Here is a 22,264-nt window from a genome sequence, read left to right on the forward strand (position 1 = left end):
GAATTCAGTTCAAAAAGATCACGGGTACTCTATTGTTGCTTTTGAACCAAGTTTTGATTTGGCGAAGTACGAAACCATTTTATCTTCCAGTTCAAACCTTTTTGGCACAACGGGTTTTGCTAAAGGCGCTGGCAGCTCAATTTTTTGGAAAGCTGCTCCCTGCTTGATAATGTGGTTAAAACTATCTTGCCAATTAAAACCGATATCATTTAGTGCTTTGTAGTGGACTTCCGGCAACATTGCACGGCGCTGTAGCTCCCGTTGCTCAAATACCCATTTACCTAATCGGAAACCATCTTTGGTTTCATAGCTTGACCACACATTCAAATGTCCTCTTATCTCGCGGAAACGCAGTAATTGGCGGTAGCTATCTTGCCACGAAAGGGTCATTATCTCTTTGAACCAGTTTGAGTTGATAAGGAACAATGACTTGGATTTCGTTTGGCTTAACTTGTTTCTGCTATATTCGTTTCTTGCTTTGGCGAGCCAGTTACCAAGCGGGAAATGCTCAGAACTCATGTATCCTTTCGGCACAATGGCCAGACCATGTTGTTTGGTATATTCCCGGTATGCCCTTAGACCAAGTTCCCACTGGTAGCTATCTTTGTCAAAGATGAAGTTCACTTCATCCAAGATAGCAATGTGCTCATCACGCAGCAGGTTGGTCTTTTTCATTAACCGTATATGGTTGACCCAAAGGCCAAGTTTAAAACCAGACTGGGTTTTAAAATGGCGCGCCTCTCTGCCAAATGGTACAGAGTGGCCTTCAAGAAGGAACTCTTTTAGTCCATCGTAAAACCACCTATCGATTGTATCGATGCCAACAGTTGATGCCACACATACCTCACAATGGGATTAAACATGATTTTGGCGCGATATTACTTCTAAGTAGTGAAGCCGAAAATATGAAATTCGTCGCAAAATAAGGCTAGGGTTAAGCATTTAATCAAGATTAAACGTAGGAGAATGACTAAGTCTTTAATACATGCGGAAAAAATACATCAATATAAACAGGGGTGGGGTGATTTTATTTATTATGAAATCTTTTTATCTGGTTGATTAATTCTCTTCGCAGATGGCTAAGAGGACATGCAACTTAATGGCAGGGCCTAAACGGAGAAGTACTTTATAGAGTCAAATCAAAACCGCCCACTTAAATAGTGGGCGATTTATATTATAGTGTTTGCGGTAACTAAGTCGTTATGACGTTTTTAGCTCGCGGGTTTTCCACAGTGAGCCGACAATTGCTGCACTGATAGTCAGTACGATCACACCTAAAGAAACCGGTGTCGGGATTGCGTAACTGGTTTCCATTAGCAGCATCTTGATACCGATGAAGCTCAAGATGAATGCCAATGCAGGACGTAGGTAGCAGAAACGGGTCAGCATACCTTCGAGTACAAAGTACAGCGAGCGCAAACCAAGTAATGCGAACACGTTAGCAGTCATCACTAGGAACGGCTCTTTGGTGACCGCGAAGATCGCTGGTATTGAATCCAGAGCGAACATCACATCGGTCAAAGCAATTACCGCAATCACAATCAACAGTGGAGTTGCGATCCAGCCCTTGCTGTCTTTGACAAAGAACTTATGGCCTTTGTAATCATCAGACACCCGGAAGCACTTTTTCACCAGACGCACGGGTAGTGACTGGGAGAAGTCTTCTTGCTCTTCCTCGTCTTCACGCCATAGCTTATAGCCGGTGTATAGCAGGAATGCTGCGAACACATACAAGATCCAGTGGAACTGGGTCAGCAGTTCTGCACCTACAGCAATCATGATTGCCCGCAGGATAAGCGCACCCACAACACCAAGCATCAGCACCCTAGGTCGAATCGCTTCAGGCACGGCAAATTGGCTGAAAATCAAAGCGAAGACAAACAGGTTGTCGACACTCAAAGATTTCTCGAGCAAATAGCCGGTAAGGAAGGCTGTCGCTGCTTCGCTGTTGGTATAACTGCTATCAGGAGCCATTAAAGGCCAGTACAGGTAGATCACCACGTTGAAGGCCAAAGCCAACACAACCCAGAACACACTCCAAAGAGCGGCTTTTTTGATAGTGACCTTACCACCACGGGTTTGGTATAAGTCCAACGCCAACATAAAGATGGTTAGAACAGCGAACCCTTCATAGCTCAAAAGGCTCATAGATTACTCCTTTCACGATCGAGTGCGCGAAAGGGGATGGATCAGGGGAGACCAGACCTTTCGCGCATTAATGTCACGGCTATCTCTTTGCGATTACGCAAATAAAGACAACCCAGCACGGTTGTGCATGATTAATGGCGTTGGTCTCGTCAGGATGGTGTAGAAAGAATGCTACAAATCCACCCTCGGCTGCCGGAAGTACAAGACTTCGAGATGACGACAGACGAACAATTGGTGACTACTCCCCAAAGCAGGCGCATTCTAAAAGCAAATTTCGTAATGCGCTAGTGATAATTTACACCGAATACATAAAAAATAAATTCATTATAAAAAATATAACTCAAGCTATTGATTTAGATAACCAGATTAGCTGGAAGAGAGGGCTGGAATAGCGCTGAAATTGGTACAAGACTTGGCTATGAATCAAAATTTGTCAGATTGCGGTGTTTGTCATAAAGCTTTCACAGATGGGCGCTAATTTATCGTCATTACTTTGGTCTATACCAAGTCAGGTGGTGAATAATGCTCAAGGACAAAGATAACTTCCAGCCATATTGGTTTTCCCAGGCGATGGGAGTTGAAGTGTCAGCTCAAACTAATGTGCTACAAAATGATATCCAAACCGATGTCTGTATTGTCGGTGGTGGGTATACCGGTCTGTGGACTGCCATTAACCTGAAGCAACAGCAACCCGATCTGGATGTTGTTGTAATCGAAAAAGGGCTTTGCGGCAGCGGTGCTTCGGGGCGAAACGGTGGCTGCATGCTGACGTGGTCGACGAAGTATCTATCGATGGTAAAACTCTACGGCAAAGAGAAGGCTGCTAAGTTGGTGGCAGCTTCCGAGCAGGCAATTTATGAAATCGAAGCGTTCTGTAAAGAGCACGATATCGACGCCCAGTTACGCCGTCATGGCACCCTTTATACCGCGACCAACAGTGCGCAGGAAGGCTCGATGGAAGGGGTTCTACAGGCATTGGATCAGCAGGATATCAATAGCTGGCAAGCGTGGGAAAAAGAAAGGGTCCAGCTTGATGCCGGTTCGGCTATCCACAGTGAGGGATACTATTCTCCTGCCGCTGCAAGTGTGCAGCCAGCGATGCTTGCTCGTGGATTGAAGCGTGTCGCCGAGAGGCTAGGGGTGAAGATTTTTGAGAATACTCCGATGGAAGATATCAATACCGATATCCCGATTACCATAACGACCCCACAAGCGGATATTTTTGCCAAGAAAGTGGTTCTGGCACTCAATGCGTGGATGGTGGATAAGTTCCCCGAATTCAAACGCAGCGTGGTGCTGGTGTCTTCGGATATGGCTATCACCAAGCCTGTACCGGAAAAGTTGCAACAAATGGGACTCAAAGACGGCAAGACGGTGGTTGATTCGAGAACCTTTGTTCATTACTACCGCACAACCCCTGATGGAAGGTTAATGTTAGGCAAAGGAGGTAACCATTTCTCATTTGCCAACCGCATCGGCAAGGTGTTTGATCAGCCTAGCCGCTATCAGCCATTGCTTCGGCGTGCATTTGACCGGTTCTTTCCGGCGCTGGCAGGGCAGTCGTTCGCTGCTACATGGACTGGGGCATCGGATCGCTCGGTGACCGGGATGCCGTTTTTCGGCCAACTCAAGCAGAATGACGATATTGTGTATGGCCTGGGCTATTCAGGTAACGGTGTGGCGCAGACGTGGATTGGCGGAAAAATCCTATCGTCAATGGTACTGGATCAGCGAAACGAATGGACCGAATGTGGCCTAGTGTCTGGACCAAAAGGTTATTTCCCGCCTGAGCCAATTCGTTGGTCGGGGGCAATGATGGTGCGCAATGCTATTCGCCGTAAAGAAGCCGCAGAAGATGCGGGTCAGCAACCAGCGTGGTTGGATAAGCAATTGGCAAAGTTTGCCGATGCCGCCGGTAAAGCCGATAAAGGATAATGCTGTGTGCTGCAATTCCCACCTGGTGAAAATACACAAAGGGCCCAACGGCTCTTTGTGTCGAAAATTGGATAAAAAAACATAACTTGTAACACAACCTGCTATTAAACGCTTTCCAGTTTGCCGGCACAGATTATAATGTTGTGAGTATTTGTCTTGGGTGATTTGTATCTTGATTAGGCACCTCTTCGCAATTTGTCTGCTTGTTTTATTGTGGTGTGCAAACACTGCGATAGCGCAGCCTATTGAGTCGCTAAATGACAAACTGTTAAGCCCAGTGGTCACGGCCAATTTATCCAGCCAGCTTATCGGGGCTAAATGGTATTGCCCAGTTCAAACCGCGGATATGGCAACCATAACCGTGGACGATGACCGCTCTGTGTTTGATGAAGGTCACGAGACTTATTTCTTCAATGCGTTGAGGCGATTAAAAAGTGTTGACCACTACGCAGGAATGGGCGTCAAACCCGTTTTTTCCCAAGTTCATGAATTTCATCCTCCTTCTTATTTATCCCAAGCGTTGAAGCCAACAGCTTTGCCCCCCTTGCAAACACATTGGGTTGGGCACATCCCGCATAACCATAACCGTCTTTCCGGTTGGAAAGAGGGGAACCTGCTATATAGCCACCGTTTCGGCTAAGTCATTACCTTTTTCTTCATTTAGCTATCTGACTGGAACGAAAGCAGATCTAACGTGAATGCTGCTGTTTGTTACAGGCACGTTGATATTAGAGATTTAGAAAACAAAGGTATGACAATGAAACGTACTTGGACTTCCCCACAGGTAAAAAGTGCATTGTTGAACTGGAGGATGATTGCCCTGATTGCAATCACATTTCTGTTGATTTTATACATTTGGCCGAGTTCACCATTTGGCTATACATCGGTGTTAGTTAATGACTACATCGAAAATACCTTGGCTGAAATGCGGCTCAACCAAGATGGTAATCTAGCCTCACGAATGCTAGTTGATTTGATTTTTGGAAATGCTCGCCACTAATTCAGCAAGTCTATTCAGGCTTGTCTGTAAACAAGGCAGTTCTTAGGCCGGGAAAGCCGGTAGTTACAAGTTGGAGTAGTATATGCAAGAGATGTTATTGGCTATATGGCATCACGATTTTGAAACCCTACAGCAAGTCAGTTCATTGCAATGGTTCTTGTTGTTGCTGACGATAATCTTGCTACTGGAATCGAGTTTTGTGTTTTTGCCGCTTCCCGGTGACGGCTTAGTGCTGTTTGCCGGGGGGATGATTGGGCTGGGTATCTTAGATTTCCCTACGACGGTCGCAGCCCTGTGTTTTGCTGCTACCTTTGGTGGTTTTATGGGCTACTTGCAGGGAAGGGTGCTACACCGAACCCGCTTCGTAGATTGGCTGGAACGTATGCTCCCCAATGATGCACTGCCAAAAGCGAGGCGTTTGCTCAATAAATATGGCTTCCTGTCATTGTTCATTTCGCGCTTTGTTCCCTTTGTCAGGGTGCTTACACCAATGCTGATGGGTATTGCCAAGTTGAGTGCGTGGCGAATGGTGGTGATCAGTGCCATGAGCTCCTTGATCTGGTGTTTGATCTTGCTGTTGGTAGGCAAGTGGATCATGCTCAGCCCGATACTAAGTGAATACCAGCAAATCCTCACTAAAGGCTTGGTGATGCTGAGCTTCACCTTGATGGTGTCGGCTATCGTGGGTTTGGTGTACCGTTACGCCAAGGCCAAAGTGGTTCCAAAACAAACATCTAAGGTTTAGTGGCCAATCGCGGCAGAAAATCGTGCTAACAATGAAAAAGCCTGAATACCCTGATAAGCAAGAAGCGCGAAATCAGCGGTTATTCAGGCTTTTTTGTTTCAACTCTTGGCTCTCAAAAACTACTTCGACAACTGGGCAACCGACTCAATACAAATCGCGTCGTGGCGCCAATACTCCAAGTCACAGTCAATGACGTTGTCATTCTGGTCGTAGTTGAGGCGCTCGACTAACATTGCAGGGCTTCCTGCTGTGGCCCTCAAATGCTGGGCCGTATCTCCTAGCAATGATGTAGTACTGACACGGTAACGGGTTTTCGAATAGATTACGCCATACTCTTCACGATAAAGGGTAGTCAGTGAAGAGGTGAAAGACTTCTCTAGCAAATCTGGAAAGTACTTCGGCAAAATGAAGTTGGTGACCACCACCACTGGGCGTTCATCGAGAAAACGCAGGCGGTCGACACGGTAGACTTCCGACAAGGGCGGCACTTTAAGCAGTGAAGCTGCTCGCCTGCTGGCTGGCATAAGTTTGGCTTCGATGAGCTCAGTGCGGGCTAAGCGACCTTGCTCTTTGGCCATTTGTGGGAAGTTGGTGGTATAGGTCGGGTCATAACTAAGTGGTATCGGTGAGACGAACCAACCACGGCGATCTTCCCTATATAGCTTTCCCTCTGCTTCCAGCAGAGCCAAAGATTCACGCAGGGTGACCCTTGTGGTATTGAATGATTCCGCGAGTTTGCGTTCTGCAGGTAATTTGTTGCCTGCAGAAAGAAGGCCTGCATCAATCTGCTCGTTGATGGCTTCCATGATTTTTAAATATTGCACAATTGACCCTATGTAAATGCAAATTCGATTAACACCTAGTTTGGGGGGAGCTAATCGGATTAACATTATATCCTGTTATTAGTCATCATCTGCAGCTTAGTAGTCGCTACGTATGGATAAATCTATAACTAATTGTATAAAAACAATAAACGGTAATAGACGCTATATTAATTCTATTACCGTTTAGTGAAACATATCACACTCGTGAATGCTTTGTGGCTGGTAACCTTAGCGTTTGCGCCAGGCTTGGGTGTAACGCTCGATAATTTGAATTGTGCCGACATGGCTGAGTTTAACCAGTGCCGCCGTCAGCAAGATCATTACAGCCATCGCTGCTGCCGGGCCGGTTTGGCCGGCGTCATCCATGTTCAGTACCGACACCGATGCTGGCATGGTGTTGGTTGCGTACAGGAATACAATCGCTGAAGTTGTAGTCATCGCATTAACGAACATGTATACCGCAATTTCAAGCACTGCCGGTAAGCATACTGGCAAGGTGACTTTGAAGAAAACCTTGTACTGCGGCATTTTAATTGAAGCTGAAATGGCTTCAATTTCTGCTGGTAATTGCTTGAGCGCTGTCAGTGCCGTCATGTGGCCGACAGTGTAGTAGTGGATCACTGTGTTGATCACCAAGATAGCCATGGTTCCGTACAGCACCGACATTGGGTTAGCTTGGTTGTTAAAGAAGAAGATATACCCAAGGCCCAACACCATACCCGGTACAGCCATTGGAATGATGGCAATCATTTGCAACAGGTTACGAATTGGTGCAAAGGCACGGCCTTTTTCAACACAGTACGCACCAATGAAGATGATTACCGTACCGAATACCGCCACAAAGCTGGCAAGCTTGATAGAGTTGAAATACGGTGCCCATCCATAGGTGCTGAATTGGGCAAAGTTATAATTGTTCAGGCTAAGCGTCAGGTTCCAAGGCCAGAAGGTAACCAGCGAGCCGTAGATAGCCATACCGATAACGGTCAGGATACACAGTGAAATCAAGCTACAAAACAAAAAGCAAAGGCCGTCACGCAACTTGTTTGGTTCAGGCGTATAAGCCACAGAGCGTGAATCGAACAGTCCCTGCTGCTTTTTCTTCACCCAGCGATCAACAGCAAATGCGAGGATAGCCGGAACCAGGAGGATTACACTGGTTACCGCACCCATTGAGAAGTTCTGCTGACCAACAACCTGTTTAAAGATATCAGTCGCCAATACGTTGTAGCTGCCGCCGATAACCTTAGGAACACCAAAATCACAAACAACCAAGGTAAAGACAACAATCAGCGCGCTGATCAAGCCGTATTTTGCCGCTGGTAACGTGACAATGAAGAAAGTCTTGAACGGTGAGGTATTCAGCGCCTTGGCTGCTTCGTAAAGCCTTGCGTCGGAGGTCTTTAGCGATGTGGTCAGGATCATCACTGCGTGCGGAAAAGTCCAGAAGATCAAACCGATCGCAATACCAATAGGGCCGTACACCGAGTTGCCCATTAGCATATCCTTGGCGATACCTTGGTTACCGAACAGGTAGATAAGGCTGATAGCAGGGAGCAGCGACGGGGCTAGGATTGGCGCAGCACCGAGCACATTGAACAGCCCTTTGAATGGCATACAGCTTCGGGTGAGGGCATAGGCATAACCAAAAGCCAGGAAGCCAACAAAGAAGGTGACGATCAGGCCGATGTTGATAGTGTTTTTCAAAGACTGCCACAATGCCGGCGAAGAGAAGTAGTTGGCAAAGTTTTGCAGGCCAACAAATTCACCCTGGTTGTTCATGACACTTTTTTGCAGCATGGCAAACATAGGACCGAGGACAAAGATCCCCATGACGATCAGCAGCAAAAACAGAATCGCACCTAATGTGATGTTGTCTCGGCTCAGTGAGTTCTTAAATACCGCAAGGCGCTGCATAAGGCTAGGCTGGCGTGGTGCCACCGAGCGCTGTTTGGTTATTGGGTTGGTAATAGCATTCATCTCGGTATCCATGCGCTTTATTGTGCGTGAAAGATGTGGGTGTGCTTTTTGGACATGTTCACGTAATGGAAGTGGCCACGCTCTAACTGGAGTTCGCGCAACTCTCGAATAGGTACATCGACTTTCAACATATTGCCTTTGTACTCGCCTTGGAGTTTGCATTCGGCACGAACGAAGGTGCCTTGGAACTCCAATTCTTCGATTTGAACAGGGAAACTCGACTCTGTTTTGTTACCGACTTCCAAAAAATGCAGATCTTCGGGGCGTAGGCCCAGTTCGACTTGCTCGCCGCGTTTGAGTGCATCACAAGGCTTAGGCAGTAGTGATTCTCCGATGCGGATTTGGTTATCACTTACAACAGAAGCTGGAATAAAGTTCATATTGCCAACAAAGTCGGCCACAAAACGAGAAGCTGGGTTTTCGTAAATCTCTTGTGGTGTACCGACCTGTTCGATAACCCCGTGGTTCATCACCACAATTCGGTCGGCCATAGCGAGGGCTTCGTCCTGATCGTGGGTTACCATAATGGTGGTAATACCAAGCTGGCGCTGCAGGCGGCGGATCTCTTCACGCAGGTGGGATCGCACTTTTGCATCCAAAGCAGACAAAGGTTCATCAAGCAGTAACAAACCTGGTGATAATGATAAGGCACGGGCAAGGGCGACACGCTGCTGCTGGCCGCCGGATAGCTGATTTGGATATTTGATGCCCGAGTCTGGCAGGCCGATAACCTTGAGCCAATGATTGACGGTGTCAGTAACGGTCTTGTTGTCTTTCCCCTGGTTACGCAAGCCAAGGCTGATATTTTCAGCAACGGTTAGGTTCGGGAACAGGGCGTAGGACTGGAACACGATCCCGAAGTCACGCTTCTCCGGTGCAAGGAAGGTGGTTTCTTTACCGTCTTGGGTGATCTTGCCTGAAGACGCCAGATCTAATCCGGCAATGGCACGAAGCAGGGTGGTTTTACCGCAGCCTGAAGGGCCAAGGAAGCAAACAAATTCGCCTTTTGGGATCTCGAGGGAAATGTTGTCCAGCGCAGTAAATTGTCCATATTGCTTGCTGACATGTTCAATCTTCAGATACGTTTCCATGGTTCTAACTCACTTTATTTGGTATATACCAAACATAGTTGCAGTCAGTTACAAATAAATGACACCAAGTTTACGAAATAAAGAATAAGGTTTTGTGGAAAAATTTTGCTGTTGATTCATACTTAACCCGTACTGAATATCGCATTATTTTGATGTGATAAATAAGAATTTGGTTGGGATACCACATTATCACCTTGTCAGATTGATATTCTATATAGGTCTAGACCTTTTATTCTATTCTTGTATTTTTTGATTGAGGCAAAGCATCATGGAAAGAAAAATGTTGATTCGCAATATATCTTATATGGAGCGTGAACTGTCGGAAATGAAAAAAGAACTGGCGAAGCTAGATGCTCAAAATGAGCAACAAGAAGGGTTGGATAGCCAAGAGGTTAGAACGGCTAGGCAGCCATATTTCCAACTCTAATACCGTTAAATTAAATATATTGATACATCACATATTTAACTAGGTAAAAAACAAAATAGCGTGACAGCATTACCGTCACGCTTAGCGAATTAAATATTATGACTTGATGTTACTTATGAACGCGGCTCAGATTTCGCATCAAACTTGTCAGACCAAGCTTTCAATACATCTTCACGGCTAACCGCCATCTTACCGAAGTCCATATCAACCATCGCATTTTCTACATCTGGGTAGTTTTTCACTTCAGCATTGATAGACGTATGACCGACAACCGGGTAGAACTCGTTGTATAGCTTGTTCGCTTCTTCTGAGATAGACCAGTCAACCAGGCGCTTGGCAGCATCAGATTCGGTATTGACCAGGCCAACAGCTTCAGCTTCCCAGCCCACGCCACCTTTAGGCATGATGATATCGATTGGTGCACCTTGTGTTTTCAGTGTCGCGCCACGGATTGCCATTGAAATACCGATAGCAACTTCTCCCATACCAGCCTGTACACAAGGCTTGGAGCCTGAGTGGGTGTAGTGGGCGATGTTGTTATCTAGTTTTTCCATGTACTGCCATGCTGCATCGTCGCCCATAGACTGGATCCACGCTGAAACCTGCATATAACCCGTACCCGAAGAGGCAGGGTTTGGCATTGCAATGTGGCCTTTGTATTCAGGCTTTAGCAAATCTTCCCAGCTTTCCGGCTTCGATAGGCCTTTTTGTTCGGCAACAATTTCGTTGAAGCAGACAGCATTGAAGAACGCATCGTTACCGAACCATGCTTTGTTATCTTGCGGGTCAACCAAATTGGTACGGATTTGATCCAGACCCTCTGGGGTGTATGGCTTAAGTACACCTTCTTCTTTTAGAAGCGCCATAGAAGAGCCGGCTAGACCCCATACAACGTCGGCGTGAGGATTACCTTTTTCTGCCAACAATTTTGCCGTCATGATACCGGTTGAGTCACGTACCCAGTTAATTTTGATATCTGGGTTAGCTTGTTCAAAACCGTTTTTGAATTTAGCCAACATATCAGTTTCGAAAGCGGTATATACCGTTAGTTCCTCAGCGGCAAATGCAGAAGAAGCGGTAAGTGCAGCAATTGCAGTAAGAGGGGCAATCATCCAACGGTTTTTCATTTTGTCATCTCCATGAATATTTGGGTAACCAAGCAAAAATAATAATTTGGCAGCTTGGTCTGTACCAGACTGTTTCGACACGGAAGATGCTAGGCAGGAAATATGACACTTAGATGATTGCGATATTTCAGTTTGCTAACAGTTTTATGGGTTCTTTTTGACAGTATTAACTCAAGAGTAAATAAAGGAGGGAAGCAAAAAAACACATAATATGAAGCTTTTGTTAATTATAACCAGAGGGGATTTACAGCATTCTGCTAACATCGTTATAGTTCATCGCATCTGGTATAGTCCAAATTGGAATCAAGACAATGGAAAACTTGGATAATCAATATCTGCTACTTACCCCCGGTCCACTATCAACGAGCCGCACTGTTCGCGAAGCAATGCTGAAAGATTGGTGTACTTGGGATGACGAATACAACAAAGGCATTGTAGAAGTGATCCGCAAGCAGTTGGTGGAACTGGCTACAGATGTTGAAGGTTATACAAGTGTACTCATGCAAGGCAGTGGTTCGGCATCGGTTGAGGCGACAATCGGTACGGTTGTTCCTAAAGATGGCAAATTGCTGGTGGTCAATAACGGTGCATACGGCGAACGTATTGGCCAGATTGCACAGTACCTGAACATCGAGCACACCATTATTGAGCTTGGTGAAGTTGCCCAGCCATCAGCACAGCAAGTCGCTGACTATCTTGATAACGACGCGGGTATAACCCACGTCGCAATGGTGCATTGTGAAACCACCACAGGCATGTTGAACCCAGTTGAAGCGGTATGCGATGTGGTTAAGTCACGCAACAAGATCATGATTTTAGATGCGATGTCGAGCTTTGGTGGTATCCCATTGGATATCGGAAAACTGGGGATCGATTTTATGATCAGCTCGGCAAACAAGTGTATTCAGGGTGTACCGGGTTTCGGTTTCGTCATTGCCAAGCAAGTTGAACTGGAACAGTGCGAAGGCTGCGCTCGTTCGTTGTCTCTGGATCTTTTTGATCAATGGCAGTGCATGGAGAAAAACCATGGCAAATGGCGCTTTACCTCTCCAACCCATACTGTTCGTGCTTTCCACCAGGCTATGCAAGAGTTGCAGCAAGAAGGTGGGGTGGAAGCACGCTATCAACGCTATGCATCCAACCAACAAATCTTGGTTGCTGGGATGGAAAAGCTTGGCTTCAAATGCCTGCTGGATAAGTCGTTGCATTCACCGATTATCACCTCTTTCTACTCACCAGAAGCGCAAGGGTATGAATTCAAAACATTCTATAACCTACTTAAAGAAAAAGGTTTTGTTATCTACCCAGGTAAAGTGTCAAACGCTGATTGCTTCCGTATCGGCAACATTGGCGATGTACACAATGAAGATATGCACCGTTTGATCGATGCTATCGAAACAGCAATGTACTGGGCATAAGGGAAGCGTGATGACACAGCTAGCGACCTCTCAATCTAACAGTTCAGCCTTGACCGACCAATCATTGCGCAGCGAAGGCGACACCAATATCACTCCGGCCCGTGTGGCGTGGACGAACAGTATTGCCGATCAAAAAACACAGCAAATGCTCGAACAAGACAGTCAGGTATTTTTGCACCAGGCGATGTCGACGCCATGCCTGGATGCATTGGTTGGTGCCGACGGCATCTACATTGAAGATGCCGCGGGCAAAAAATACATGGATTTCCATGGTAACAATGTCCACCAGTTAGGTTACGGCCACCCACATGTCGTTGGCCGTATCCAGCAGCAGTTGGAAGAGTTGCCTTTCTCGCCGCGTCGTTTTACCAACCAGACAGCCATTGATTGTGCGAAGAAACTGACTGATATCGCAGGGGGCGATCTGGATAGAGTGCTCTTTGCACCTGGCGGTACCTCGGTCATTGGTATGGCGCTCAAGCTTGCCCGATATGTGACTGGAAACTACAAAGTTGTCTCCTTGTGGGATTCATTCCACGGTGCTTCGCTCGATGCTATTTCTGTCGGCGGAGAAGCGTGCTTCCGTGAAGGAATGGGGCCGCTTATGGCGGGTGTCGAACGTATCCCACCTGCAGTGAGCTACCGTGGTGCATTCCCTTCCAATGACGGGAGCGATGTGCACTATGCCGATTACCTGGAATACGTTATCGAAAAAGAAGGCGGTATCGGTGCCTTTATTGCTGAGGGTATCCGCAACACCGATGTGCAGGTACCTAGCAAAGCATATTGGAAGCGTATCCGTGAGATCTGTGACAAGCATAATGTCATGCTGATCATTGACGATATTCCTAATGGCATGGGCCGCAGCGGAAACTGGTTCACCTATCAGGAATTTGGTATCGAGCCGGATATCCTTTGTATTGGTAAGGGACTGGGCGGTGGGGTCGTACCGATTGCCGCTATGATCACCAAAGATAAGTACAACACGGCGTCGCATGTTTCATTGGGTCATTACACCCACGAAAAATCCCCAATTGGCTGTGCTGCGGCACTGGCAACGATTGAAGTGATTGAACAGCAGAACTTGTTAGCCAAAGTCAAAAATGACGAAGCGTATATGCGCGATCGTCTGGAAGGAATGAAACAGAAATTTCCACTGATAGGGGATGTTCGAGGCGTTGGTTTGTTATGGGGCGTTGAGCTTGTGACATGCCGTGTGTCAAAAGAGCGGGCGTTGAAAGAGGCCGAGCAAGTTATGTATCGATGCCTTGAGTTAGGCATGAGTTTCAAAGTGTCACAGGGTAACGTATTGCAGCTTAGTCCGCCGTTGATCATTGATCGCGAAGACTTGGCGCGCGCTATGGACATGGTTGAGCAAGCAATCAGCGAAGTACAAAGCCAGTAGTTAAAGATAATCACTTTCTATTAAACCATATTAATATTTTGTTGGTCGCCAACCGTGCTGCCAGCAAACAAAGAGATTCAAAAGGAAGAATAAATGACTAAGCAAGTTCAGGCAGTAATTTTTGATTGGGCCGGTACCGTTGTTGATTTTGGCTCGTTTGCACCAACCACCATTTTCGTTGAAGCGTTCCGCCGCGAGTATGACTTTGATATTTCATTGGCTGAAGCCCGTGTACCTATGGGCCTAGGCAAGTGGGACCACATCAAAGCTGTGGGTGAACTGCCTGAAGTTAGCCAGCGTTGGCAGGACAAGTTCGGCCAGCCGATGCAAAAAGAAGATATCGATAAAATTTACCAAACCTTTATGCCGCTCCAGATTGCTAAAGTAGGCAAGCATGCTGATTTGATCCCGGGCGCTAAAGCAGTGATCGATGACCTTCGCGAAGAGGGCATCAAGATTGGTTCGTGCACGGGTTACCCTCGTGTTGTGCTTGATGCCTTGATCCCAGCTGCAAAAGAAAACGGATACAGCCCAGATTGCGCAGTGGCAACGGATGATCTTGCAGCAGGTGGTCGCCCTGCACCGTATATGGTCCTCCAGAATATGATTGAACTTGCTGTCACTGATGTGAAAGCGTGCATCAAGGTTGATGACTCTGTACCCGGCATTACCGAGGGCTTGAACGCAGGTATGTGGACAGTTGCGTTACTGTTGTCGGGTAATGAAGCAGGCCTGACCCAAGCAGAGTTTGAGCAAGCAGACGAAGCGACACTTGCTGGTGCTCGTGCAAAAGCCATCGATGCTTTTGCCCATTCTGGTGCACATTACCAGATAGATACAATCGCAGATTTGCCGGAAGTTGTTGCCGATATCGAGCGCCGTTTGGCAGCAGGCGAGCGTCCATAAGCGTAACTGCCGACATGTCAGCAGGAAAACAGTTTATATAACAACAACAAATTTGAATGAACAATACCTTGGCAACACAGCAGTGCTTGTCGTTGTATGAGGTATAAGTTGCCCTTTTGGTGCGGTCATACACCAAAAGGGCTTTTTTTGTGCAATTGGCCCAAACTGGCTCACCAACATGGTGCAAGATGTTGTTAAAAAACTAGAGCAGATGATTTATTTCAATATTATTAATGCCTTACGTTTTTCAATTTGTGGCGTGCATATTGCTGGTAACTCTTTATCTGACATTGCGCTAGGGGGAGAGTATGAAAAAGGAAGCGATTACCGTAATTTTGGCAGGTGGAGTTGGGTCTAGGTTGTCACCTTTAACAGACCATAGAGCCAAGCCGGCTGTACCATTTGGTGGAAAATACCGGATTATAGATTTTACCCTGACTAACTGTTTGCATTCAGGACTGCGCAGGGTGTTGGTATTAACTCAATATAAATCGCATTCCCTGCAAAAACACCTGCGTGATGGCTGGTCTATCTTCAACCCGGAATTAGGCGAATACATTACTGCTGTCCCACCTCAGATGCGCACAGGAGAGAGCTGGTATCAGGGCACGGCTGATGCTATTTACCAGAACCTCTACCTGTTGACCCGCAGCGAAGCTAAATATGTGGTTGTACTTTCCGGTGATCATATTTATCGAATGGACTATGAGCCAATGCTCAAGCAACATGTTGAGAATGAAGCGGACCTCACTGTTGCTTGTATGGAAGTGCCGAAAGCAGAGGCCAATGCTTTCGGTGTTATGTCAATTGATGAGTACCAAAGGGTCTACTCGTTTACCGAGAAACCAGAAAACCCTCAGGCAATCCCGAATAACCCTGAAGCCTGCCTGGCTTCGATGGGTATCTATATCTTTTCGATGAAAGCGTTGGAAGAAGCATTGGAAAAAGATGCACTATCTTCGGCAAGCAGCCATGATTTCGGTAAAGATATTATTCCCGGGCTGATCGACGGTGAACGGGTTTATGCCTATCAATTTGGCGGTTCGGCAGGCCGGGTAAGCCAAGATGCTTACTGGCGGGATGTCGGCACTATTGATTCGTTCTATCAGGCCAATATGGATTTGCTGTCATACTATCCGCCAATGGACTTGTACCAAAAAGAGTGGCCGATCCGTACTTACGAGCAGCAGTTGCCACCAGCGCGGACAGTATCGTCGCCGGCGGGGAATGAAGGAATCTTCATCAATTCGATTATTTCCAATGGGGTAGCGATTAAGGGTGGTTCTGCACAAAACTCGGTTCTGTTTCCCAAGGTCAAAGTCGAGAATGCTGCTGTGGTGATTAACAGCATCGTGTTTGAGGGAGTTGTGGTAGGAGAGGGAGCCCATATCGAGAATTGTATTATCGATAAAGATGTTGTTATCCCTCCCGGCACTGAAATTGGCGTTAATCCCAAGCAAGATGCCGAGCGATTTGTTATTTCACCTAAAGGGGTGGTTGTTATTCCATCAGATTATCAGTTCTGATTTTTAGTTTAATAATCTCAAAAAAAGACCGACATAAAATGTCGGTTTTTTATTGCCGTTATGTTGCAATTTTGTTTTACTTTGCTGTCTTGGTAAATTATTAAAATTATCAATTACTGCTATATTAAATTTTTATATTTATCAAGATGGTGATCACTATGTGCTTAAGGTTTTATTGATGTTAATCAATTGTATTGCGGTTATTTCCACATTGATTTTTCGCTTGCAAAAAGCAGATCAACGCCATATTTTCATAAATTAGACATAGCTCATACTTAAGTTCATCGTATAGTGGTTATTAGCTAACGGTATATTTAGCCAGATGCACATGAGTTATTAGCAACAGTGGTTATGTTTCTAAAAGGATGAATATGGAAACATCAGTTGAATTCTCAAATCCAGACAATGTTGTTTTTGATTACACAACGTTCTTGTCAGCATCATGCAAACAGAGAGTGACACTTGTCGATGCGCTCAAAGCGCTAATTCCAGCATTTGAAATTACATGGACTTCTTCAATGCCACACGGAATGACAGACTCAGAGAAGTTGCAGTTGCAGGCACTGAAAGTGCTTTCAACAAACATAAGTGATACGAACAACCTGATTCGTCTACTAAGACTTGCACGGGCGGAGCATATTGACGAGCTTATGATTAAGCTACCTTATGCGCTAGAGGAGTTTCAGCTCGTTGAGATAGAAAGCAAAGCAGCGTGCAAGATGATCAAGTTAGACGATGAGGGTGAAGTACTTAGAGCGCATATGCTCTAAATACCTCGTTTTTCGAGTTTAACAACAGGTTGTTCAAGTTAAAGAAAAGCCAGCGTAAGCTGGCTTTTGCATTTTTAAATCATACCTTTCCAAAGCATTCCCACCGCAACGCAGGCTGCTGCCGTCAGTAAGCTAGCTGCTGTCATTTCTTTACCAACGAATGGTCGGGTTTGCTGCTCTCTTTTGGCCTTTACGTAGAAGTACAGGCCAGGAACATAGAGCAGGGCTGATAGTAATAAATAATTAAGCCCAGACGCATACAATAGCCACAGGCCGTATAAACTAGCACACAGTCCTACTACGAACAGAGAACCGCGATCTTTGCGTTGAATCGCCAATTTCAGCGTATAAGCCCCAACAAGGAAGTATGGCACTAGGATCATTTCTGATGCGATGGCAAGCAACGTATCATAGGTACTGCCGGCAAACATGACAAAGATAAGGCTGACTTGAATACAGCTATTGGTCAACAATAGTGAGTTGACCGGGCTTCCCGCCTCATTTTGCTTGGCAAAACTGATAGGGAACATCTTATCTCTCGCGCCTAAATAAGGCGCCTCAGAAGCCAAAACGGTCCAGCTGAGAAATGCACCGCAAACAGAAATCAGTAGACCACCACCGATGATGTATTTGCCCCACGGGCCGAGGATTTCAGTAAGTACCTTAGCCATAGAAGGGTTTTGGTAGGTAGCGAGTTGTTCTGTACTTACCACACCCATAGAAAGCAAGGTAACGAACACATAGATAGTTAATGCTGTGAGTAGGCCAAGGATGGTAGCACGACCGATATCTTTCCGGTTTTTTGCTCGGTTCGAAACAACCACAGCGCCTTCGATACCAATGAATACCCACACAGTAATCAACATGGTGCCTTTTACTTGTGACAGTAAATCGTGCTGCTCGCCAAAATGCAGGCCAGTGAAATCGAACACGAAGGTATCCCAGTGGAAAGCGATTAGGGCAGAGAAAATAAACAGGAACAACGGGATCAACTTAGCGCAGGTAGTAACAAGGTTGATCATCGCTGCGGTTTGCACGCCGCGCAAAACCAAGGCATGAACCAGCCAAAGAAGTACAGATGAGCCGATAACCGAGATCCAGGTGTTACCGTCTCCGAATAGCATCATATCGGGGCTGTCAAACAGCATACCCAATGTGCTGAAGACGATGACTAAGTAGGAGACATTTGCCAGCATCGCGCTGAGCCAGTACCCCCAGGCCGAGCAGAAGCCGATAAAATCGCCAAAGCCAGCTTGGGCGTAGCCAAAGACACCGCTTTCGATTTCAGGCTTGAGTCGTGATAGGTGTTGGAATGCAAGGGCAAGGAATATCATCCCAATGCCTGTGATTGTCCAACCGATTATTACTGCTGCGGGACTGGCAACAGCAGCCATGTTTTGAGGAAGGCTGAATACACCCGCACCAATCATTGAGCCGATGACCAAAGCGGTTAGCGATCCTAATCCCAGTTTTTTATCCATTTTTACATCCGGTTATAACGACTGAATTTTTATAATTTTCAGGCGTATTATGATGGATTTTTCTTGTTTTGCACTTCTAAAGTGATGAAGATCACGCAATAAATAGTTAATTACACCATTCATTGTACTGGATCAAAAAAGCCATCAGGTTTGCTGATGGCTTTGTAAGTATAGGAAAGAATTATCTATCGGTTTCGCAGCATAAGTCTGTGATAGCTGGCGCAATTCAGTGGTAAGTAATCTGCGATTTCTCGTCACGGTTAATCACAAAAGCATAGCTCGCACCGGTATCAGACGCTTCGCGCATGGCATAACTTGCAAAGTGTTGGATGTCTCCTGTTGCAATGACTGCACTGCAGTTACCACTACGTAATGCTTTCTCCATCAACTCCTGGTCGGTTTTGCCTTTCTTGTTGGTGAGTACCAGTACCTTGTTCAAATTGATACCCGCACTTTTCAGCAAGTTCTTATCAATCAGTGCATTTTGACCAATAAACATGATCCAACGGTTTTGTTGGCTGGCTTGCTTGAGGATACGCAAGAAGTAAGCAAGTTGGGCTTGGCTTTCATCATTAAAAGACACTTCGATAGGGCAGCTTACTGTATGAGAAGAGGAAGCGCCCTCGGCTGAATTGTTAAAAGTCGCTTTGTAGACCTGAGAAGCAGAAACTGTGTTTAGGTGTTCAAAGTAAGCCGCCATAATCCATCATCCTCAAACAGTGTTTATTTATACATGCTGTATGTCTATACAGTAGTGTTAATCAGACCCTGTTGCAAGTGTTTTTTGCATGAATAAATGGATGATATGACATGGTTTAGCGCGGATTAGTTGATGGATAATACTTAAAGTGCTGTTTTAATTGATTTTATTGTTGTAATCAAAATGAGTTGAATCTTTTATTAAAGAAGTAGAAATTGATATAGAGCCCAAAAATACAGTCATGAACAGTACTGTATACAGGTATCAACTACTGTATAAACACCTGTGTATACAGTATTGGTCATACAGTGGTTGCGAAATAGTGAAGGTATACATCTGGCACGGTATGTATCTATTAGAAGGGAGAAACGGGTCAATAGTGCACGCTCTTAGCCACTGTTCTTTGTTAAATGTGAAAATAACGGATATTTCAATATGATGGTGAAACAGTTCAAATAAATCAGATAGATAAACGGGTATCATATCCCTGAAAGTAAAACACCGCATTAGTGGGTTAGGTTCCAAGGGCGGTAGCGTGCCTAAAGACTTGAAAGAGGACTTTTTACGCCTGAGGCCCCGTTCCTCAGTACATGGGTGTAAATCTCCGTTGTCTTTACATCGCTATGACCAAGTTGTGATTGGACAGTACGAATGTCGGCGCCGCTTGCAAGCAGGTGTGTGGCGAATGAATGCCTAAATGTGTGGCATGTTACAGCTTTATTGATATTAGCTTGCTTGGAGGCCCGTTTAATCTCCTTATTCAGTGCTGATTTATGGATGTGGTGACGGCGTAAAAGGCGTTTGTTAACTGGATCTTTGGACAAGCGGCTAGAAGGAAACAATAATTGCCAGCACAACTCTTTGGGGGCACTTGGGTATTTTCGATTCAATGCATGGGGAAGCCAAACACCTGAAAAATTATCTGTGGTTATATCGTTGTTGAAATAATACTCAACTAAACGTTGCTGGGTTTGTAATGCAGGATATAACTCGTGTGCAAGCGTAACAGTGCGATTTTTTCCACCTTTACTTTGCCATATACGCAGTGACCCATATTCATAGTCTATGTCGCCATAACGGAGTTGAAGTACCTCAGAAATCCTCAGACCACTGCCGTACATTAACTGAAATGGCAGTAAGAGTTTTGGAGTGATACAGGAAAGCAGTAGCGTGATTTCGCTTTGTGTTAATACAATAGGTATTTTTTTATCACGATTGGATTTCTTAAACTGTAAATTGGTTTCAATGGGTATATTGAGGAATTTGTTATAAAGGTAGGATAGTGCATTGAGCGCTATCGACTGTGTGCGAGCAGCAACGTATTTCTCAACCGCAAGATGAGTGAGATATTGGTTGATTTCACTCAGTCCCATAGATTGTGGGTGTTTCTTATGATGGAAAAGTATTATACCCAAGTCACCTCAAGGTACAGGATGCAGAGGGTTGTCAGCACATTCAATTCAAGACGAAGGTTTGAAGGAATGGCACTCCCTTTCGAAAAGCTTCAACGAAGAAGTGGATGGGCTGACACCCTCCCGAAGGGCGAGTTTTCTAAGCTCATATACAGCGTTATTGTTTCTTGATTTAGAGCCACTAGATCTTTAAAACAATGTCTTGTCTATAAGCTTATAAATTCTCGCTGCACCAGCATCTTGAGGTGACTTGGGTATATAGGCGTATCCAATAAATATATGCGTCGACAGTTCGTTTGCTGTAACGTCTCACGTACATATGTCGTTTTACTTATTCTAGGAATGGTGAATTGCTCATTATTAAACCAATTAAGTGGAAAATTCATAATTTAGTTCGATGTTCTTGGAAGAGTGAATTCGCATTTAACTTTTTTGCTGTGATTCACAAAAGTTTCAATGGCTTTACATTGTACTGCATAGTTTTTGAGAGCTGGGCGAAAGATAAAAAGTAGAAAGTGATATGTTGAAATTTTCAACATATCACTTGCGTCACAGGTTCATGTAGATGATTAGTTAAAATAAAATCAGTGCTATAGGGTATTCGCACATACATTGTTGAGTATGATAGGTTGAAAGATAAATGTGCGACATTCAATCTATAAAGCTGTTAGCATTTAGAGGAAAAAATGAATCAGTACGAACAGTATTTTACGATGAGTCTCGCATATCTAGAGTTGGGAAAGGTTGCTGCTTCCGTCGATCAGACTTGGGATAAGTATCAACAAGCAGTAGCATATCAAATGCTGCATGCTAGTGAGCTGTTCCTGAAATTCGCAATACTTAACAAAACAAATCAAGAAAGTATCAGAGAGCACTCAATCAATAAACTGCTTAATCGCTATGAGGAACTATATCCTGAAGCCGAATACAAGCTGGAACTACCATTCGATTTCCGAGAAAATACAGGAAAGTCAAAAGCTGAACGAGCACGTATCCAAGCCCATATGGAACAGTTTAACCCTAAGTTCATGGACCAACATTTACGCTACCCATCCGATAATAATACCGGAGGGTACACATTCTTTTTTGAAGTTTGTTATTTTGAACGGATTAAAGATAAATTTGAAGAAGTTGGTCATAAAATTTTGGCAACATGCTAACAAAGCATTTAAGAGTGATTCGCAACGCTTGGCATTTTCGCTTCGCTCAAGTATAGCCAAGCGCTGCTCACACCTTAATGCGGCTACATGGACTCCCCCGGTTGTCAACAACAGCGTTAGATAATGGAAGGTTGGGACTGCCGCTCTACATTCGGTCTGTTTATTGGCTTCAACGCCATGACCCTGATGACACTACGCGGTTGCGGTTCCTC

The 22,264-nt window shown here is 45.3% G+C and carries 20 protein-coding genes; 11 read left to right on the forward strand and 9 right to left on the reverse strand.

All coding sequences use genetic code 11. The annotated features are described in order from the left end of the window. Nucleotides 1-18 precede the first annotated feature (18 nt). Together BIZ37_RS03615 and BIZ37_RS03620 are read right to left on the reverse strand one after the other, a co-directional pair. A complete protein-coding gene (locus BIZ37_RS03615; protein WP_187460352.1) occupies nt 19-837 on the reverse strand; it encodes a helicase associated domain-containing protein in 819 nt (272 codons plus the stop codon). Nucleotides 838-1,200: 363 nt separating this feature from the next. Further along, on the reverse strand, nt 1,201-2,148 hold the full coding sequence (locus tag BIZ37_RS03620; RefSeq protein ID WP_187460353.1) for a TerC family protein: 948 nt from the start codon (nt 2,146-2,148) through the stop codon (nt 1,201-1,203). 522 nt (nt 2,149-2,670) lie between these two features. Here BIZ37_RS03620 and BIZ37_RS03625 point away from each other — a divergent pair. From BIZ37_RS03625 to BIZ37_RS03640, 4 genes are all read left to right on the forward strand, one after another. Continuing rightward, nucleotides 2,671-4,083: an FAD-dependent oxidoreductase gene (locus tag BIZ37_RS03625; RefSeq protein ID WP_187460354.1), complete on the forward strand. Its 1,413-nt coding sequence runs from the start codon at nt 2,671-2,673 to the stop codon at nt 4,081-4,083. A 211-nt stretch (nt 4,084-4,294) separates the two neighbouring features. Next, complete coding sequence (locus BIZ37_RS03630) at nt 4,295-4,723, forward strand: hypothetical protein (RefSeq protein WP_222939573.1); 429 nt, start codon at nt 4,295-4,297, stop codon at nt 4,721-4,723. A gap of 54 nt (nt 4,724-4,777) precedes the next feature. Further along, the gene (locus BIZ37_RS03635) at nt 4,778-5,083 is read left to right on the forward strand and encodes a hypothetical protein (protein ID WP_222939574.1); all 306 of its coding nucleotides are present in this window, start codon (nt 4,778-4,780) and stop codon (nt 5,081-5,083) included. Between the two features lie 82 nt (nt 5,084-5,165). Continuing rightward, on the forward strand, nt 5,166-5,828 hold the full coding sequence (locus BIZ37_RS03640; protein ID WP_187460357.1) for a DedA family protein: 663 nt from the start codon (nt 5,166-5,168) through the stop codon (nt 5,826-5,828). 119 nt (nt 5,829-5,947) lie between these two features. Here the strand turns inward: BIZ37_RS03640 and phnR are convergent, their stop codons facing one another. The 3 genes from phnR to BIZ37_RS03655 form a co-directional block, all read right to left on the reverse strand. Beyond that, nucleotides 5,948-6,652, reverse strand: a complete 705-nt coding sequence (gene phnR, locus BIZ37_RS03645; protein ID WP_187460358.1) for a phosphonate utilization transcriptional regulator PhnR — start codon at nt 6,650-6,652, stop codon at nt 5,948-5,950. A gap of 228 nt (nt 6,653-6,880) precedes the next feature. After that, entirely contained in the window at nt 6,881-8,566 is a 1,686-nt protein-coding gene (locus BIZ37_RS03650; RefSeq protein ID WP_255526663.1) for a putative 2-aminoethylphosphonate ABC transporter permease subunit, read from the reverse strand. An 80-nt stretch (nt 8,567-8,646) separates the two neighbouring features. Next, nucleotides 8,647-9,720: a putative 2-aminoethylphosphonate ABC transporter ATP-binding protein gene (locus BIZ37_RS03655; protein ID WP_187460360.1), complete on the reverse strand. Its 1,074-nt coding sequence runs from the start codon at nt 9,718-9,720 to the stop codon at nt 8,647-8,649. Nucleotides 9,721-10,000: 280 nt separating this feature from the next. Between BIZ37_RS03655 and BIZ37_RS03660 the strand changes: the two genes are divergently transcribed. Further along, on the forward strand, nt 10,001-10,147 hold the full coding sequence (locus BIZ37_RS03660) for a hypothetical protein (protein WP_187460361.1): 147 nt from the start codon (nt 10,001-10,003) through the stop codon (nt 10,145-10,147). Nucleotides 10,148-10,260: 113 nt separating this feature from the next. On the opposite strand, the gene BIZ37_RS03665 is transcribed toward BIZ37_RS03660, so the two are convergent. After that, entirely contained in the window at nt 10,261-11,274 is a 1,014-nt protein-coding gene (locus BIZ37_RS03665; RefSeq protein WP_107298248.1) for a putative 2-aminoethylphosphonate ABC transporter substrate-binding protein, read from the reverse strand. Between the two features lie 320 nt (nt 11,275-11,594). Between BIZ37_RS03665 and phnW the strand changes: the two genes are divergently transcribed. The 5 genes from phnW to BIZ37_RS03690 all read left to right on the forward strand — a co-directional run bounded on the left by phnW (nt 11,595) and on the right by BIZ37_RS03690 (nt 17,299). Beyond that, nucleotides 11,595-12,692, forward strand: coding sequence for a 2-aminoethylphosphonate--pyruvate transaminase (gene phnW / locus BIZ37_RS03670; RefSeq protein ID WP_187460373.1), 1,098 nt, complete (start codon nt 11,595-11,597; stop codon nt 12,690-12,692). Between the two features lie 10 nt (nt 12,693-12,702). Then, the gene (locus tag BIZ37_RS03675; RefSeq protein ID WP_187460362.1) at nt 12,703-14,097 is read left to right on the forward strand and encodes an aspartate aminotransferase family protein; all 1,395 of its coding nucleotides are present in this window, start codon (nt 12,703-12,705) and stop codon (nt 14,095-14,097) included. A 93-nt stretch (nt 14,098-14,190) separates the two neighbouring features. After that, a complete protein-coding gene (gene phnX, locus BIZ37_RS03680) occupies nt 14,191-15,003 on the forward strand; it encodes a phosphonoacetaldehyde hydrolase (protein ID WP_187460363.1) in 813 nt (270 codons plus the stop codon). Nucleotides 15,004-15,311: 308 nt separating this feature from the next. Next, entirely contained in the window at nt 15,312-16,529 is a 1,218-nt protein-coding gene (glgC, locus tag BIZ37_RS03685; protein WP_187460364.1) for a glucose-1-phosphate adenylyltransferase, read from the forward strand. A 371-nt stretch (nt 16,530-16,900) separates the two neighbouring features. Beyond that, complete coding sequence (locus BIZ37_RS03690; protein ID WP_187460365.1) at nt 16,901-17,299, forward strand: hypothetical protein; 399 nt, start codon at nt 16,901-16,903, stop codon at nt 17,297-17,299. Between the two features lie 74 nt (nt 17,300-17,373). On the opposite strand, the gene BIZ37_RS03695 is transcribed toward BIZ37_RS03690, so the two are convergent. The 3 genes from BIZ37_RS03695 to BIZ37_RS03705 all read right to left on the reverse strand — a co-directional run bounded on the left by BIZ37_RS03695 (nt 17,374) and on the right by BIZ37_RS03705 (nt 20,895). Continuing rightward, nucleotides 17,374-18,780: a basic amino acid/polyamine antiporter gene (locus BIZ37_RS03695; RefSeq protein ID WP_187460366.1), complete on the reverse strand. Its 1,407-nt coding sequence runs from the start codon at nt 18,778-18,780 to the stop codon at nt 17,374-17,376. A 226-nt stretch (nt 18,781-19,006) separates the two neighbouring features. Next, entirely contained in the window at nt 19,007-19,480 is a 474-nt protein-coding gene (locus tag BIZ37_RS03700) for a cell division inhibitor SulA (protein WP_187460367.1), read from the reverse strand. Between the two features lie 539 nt (nt 19,481-20,019). Continuing rightward, entirely contained in the window at nt 20,020-20,895 is an 876-nt protein-coding gene (locus tag BIZ37_RS03705) for an integron integrase (RefSeq protein WP_255526659.1), read from the reverse strand. A 683-nt stretch (nt 20,896-21,578) separates the two neighbouring features. On the opposite strand from BIZ37_RS03705, the gene BIZ37_RS03710 reads away from it, so the two are divergent. Then, nucleotides 21,579-22,052 (forward strand): hypothetical protein, encoded by a 474-nt coding sequence (locus BIZ37_RS03710; protein WP_187460369.1) that lies wholly within the window; start codon nt 21,579-21,581, stop codon nt 22,050-22,052. Nucleotides 22,053-22,264 lie beyond the last annotated feature (212 nt).

This window comes from Photobacterium sp. BZF1 (assembly GCF_014349205.1).
GTDB lineage: Bacteria > Pseudomonadota > Gammaproteobacteria > Enterobacterales > Vibrionaceae > Photobacterium.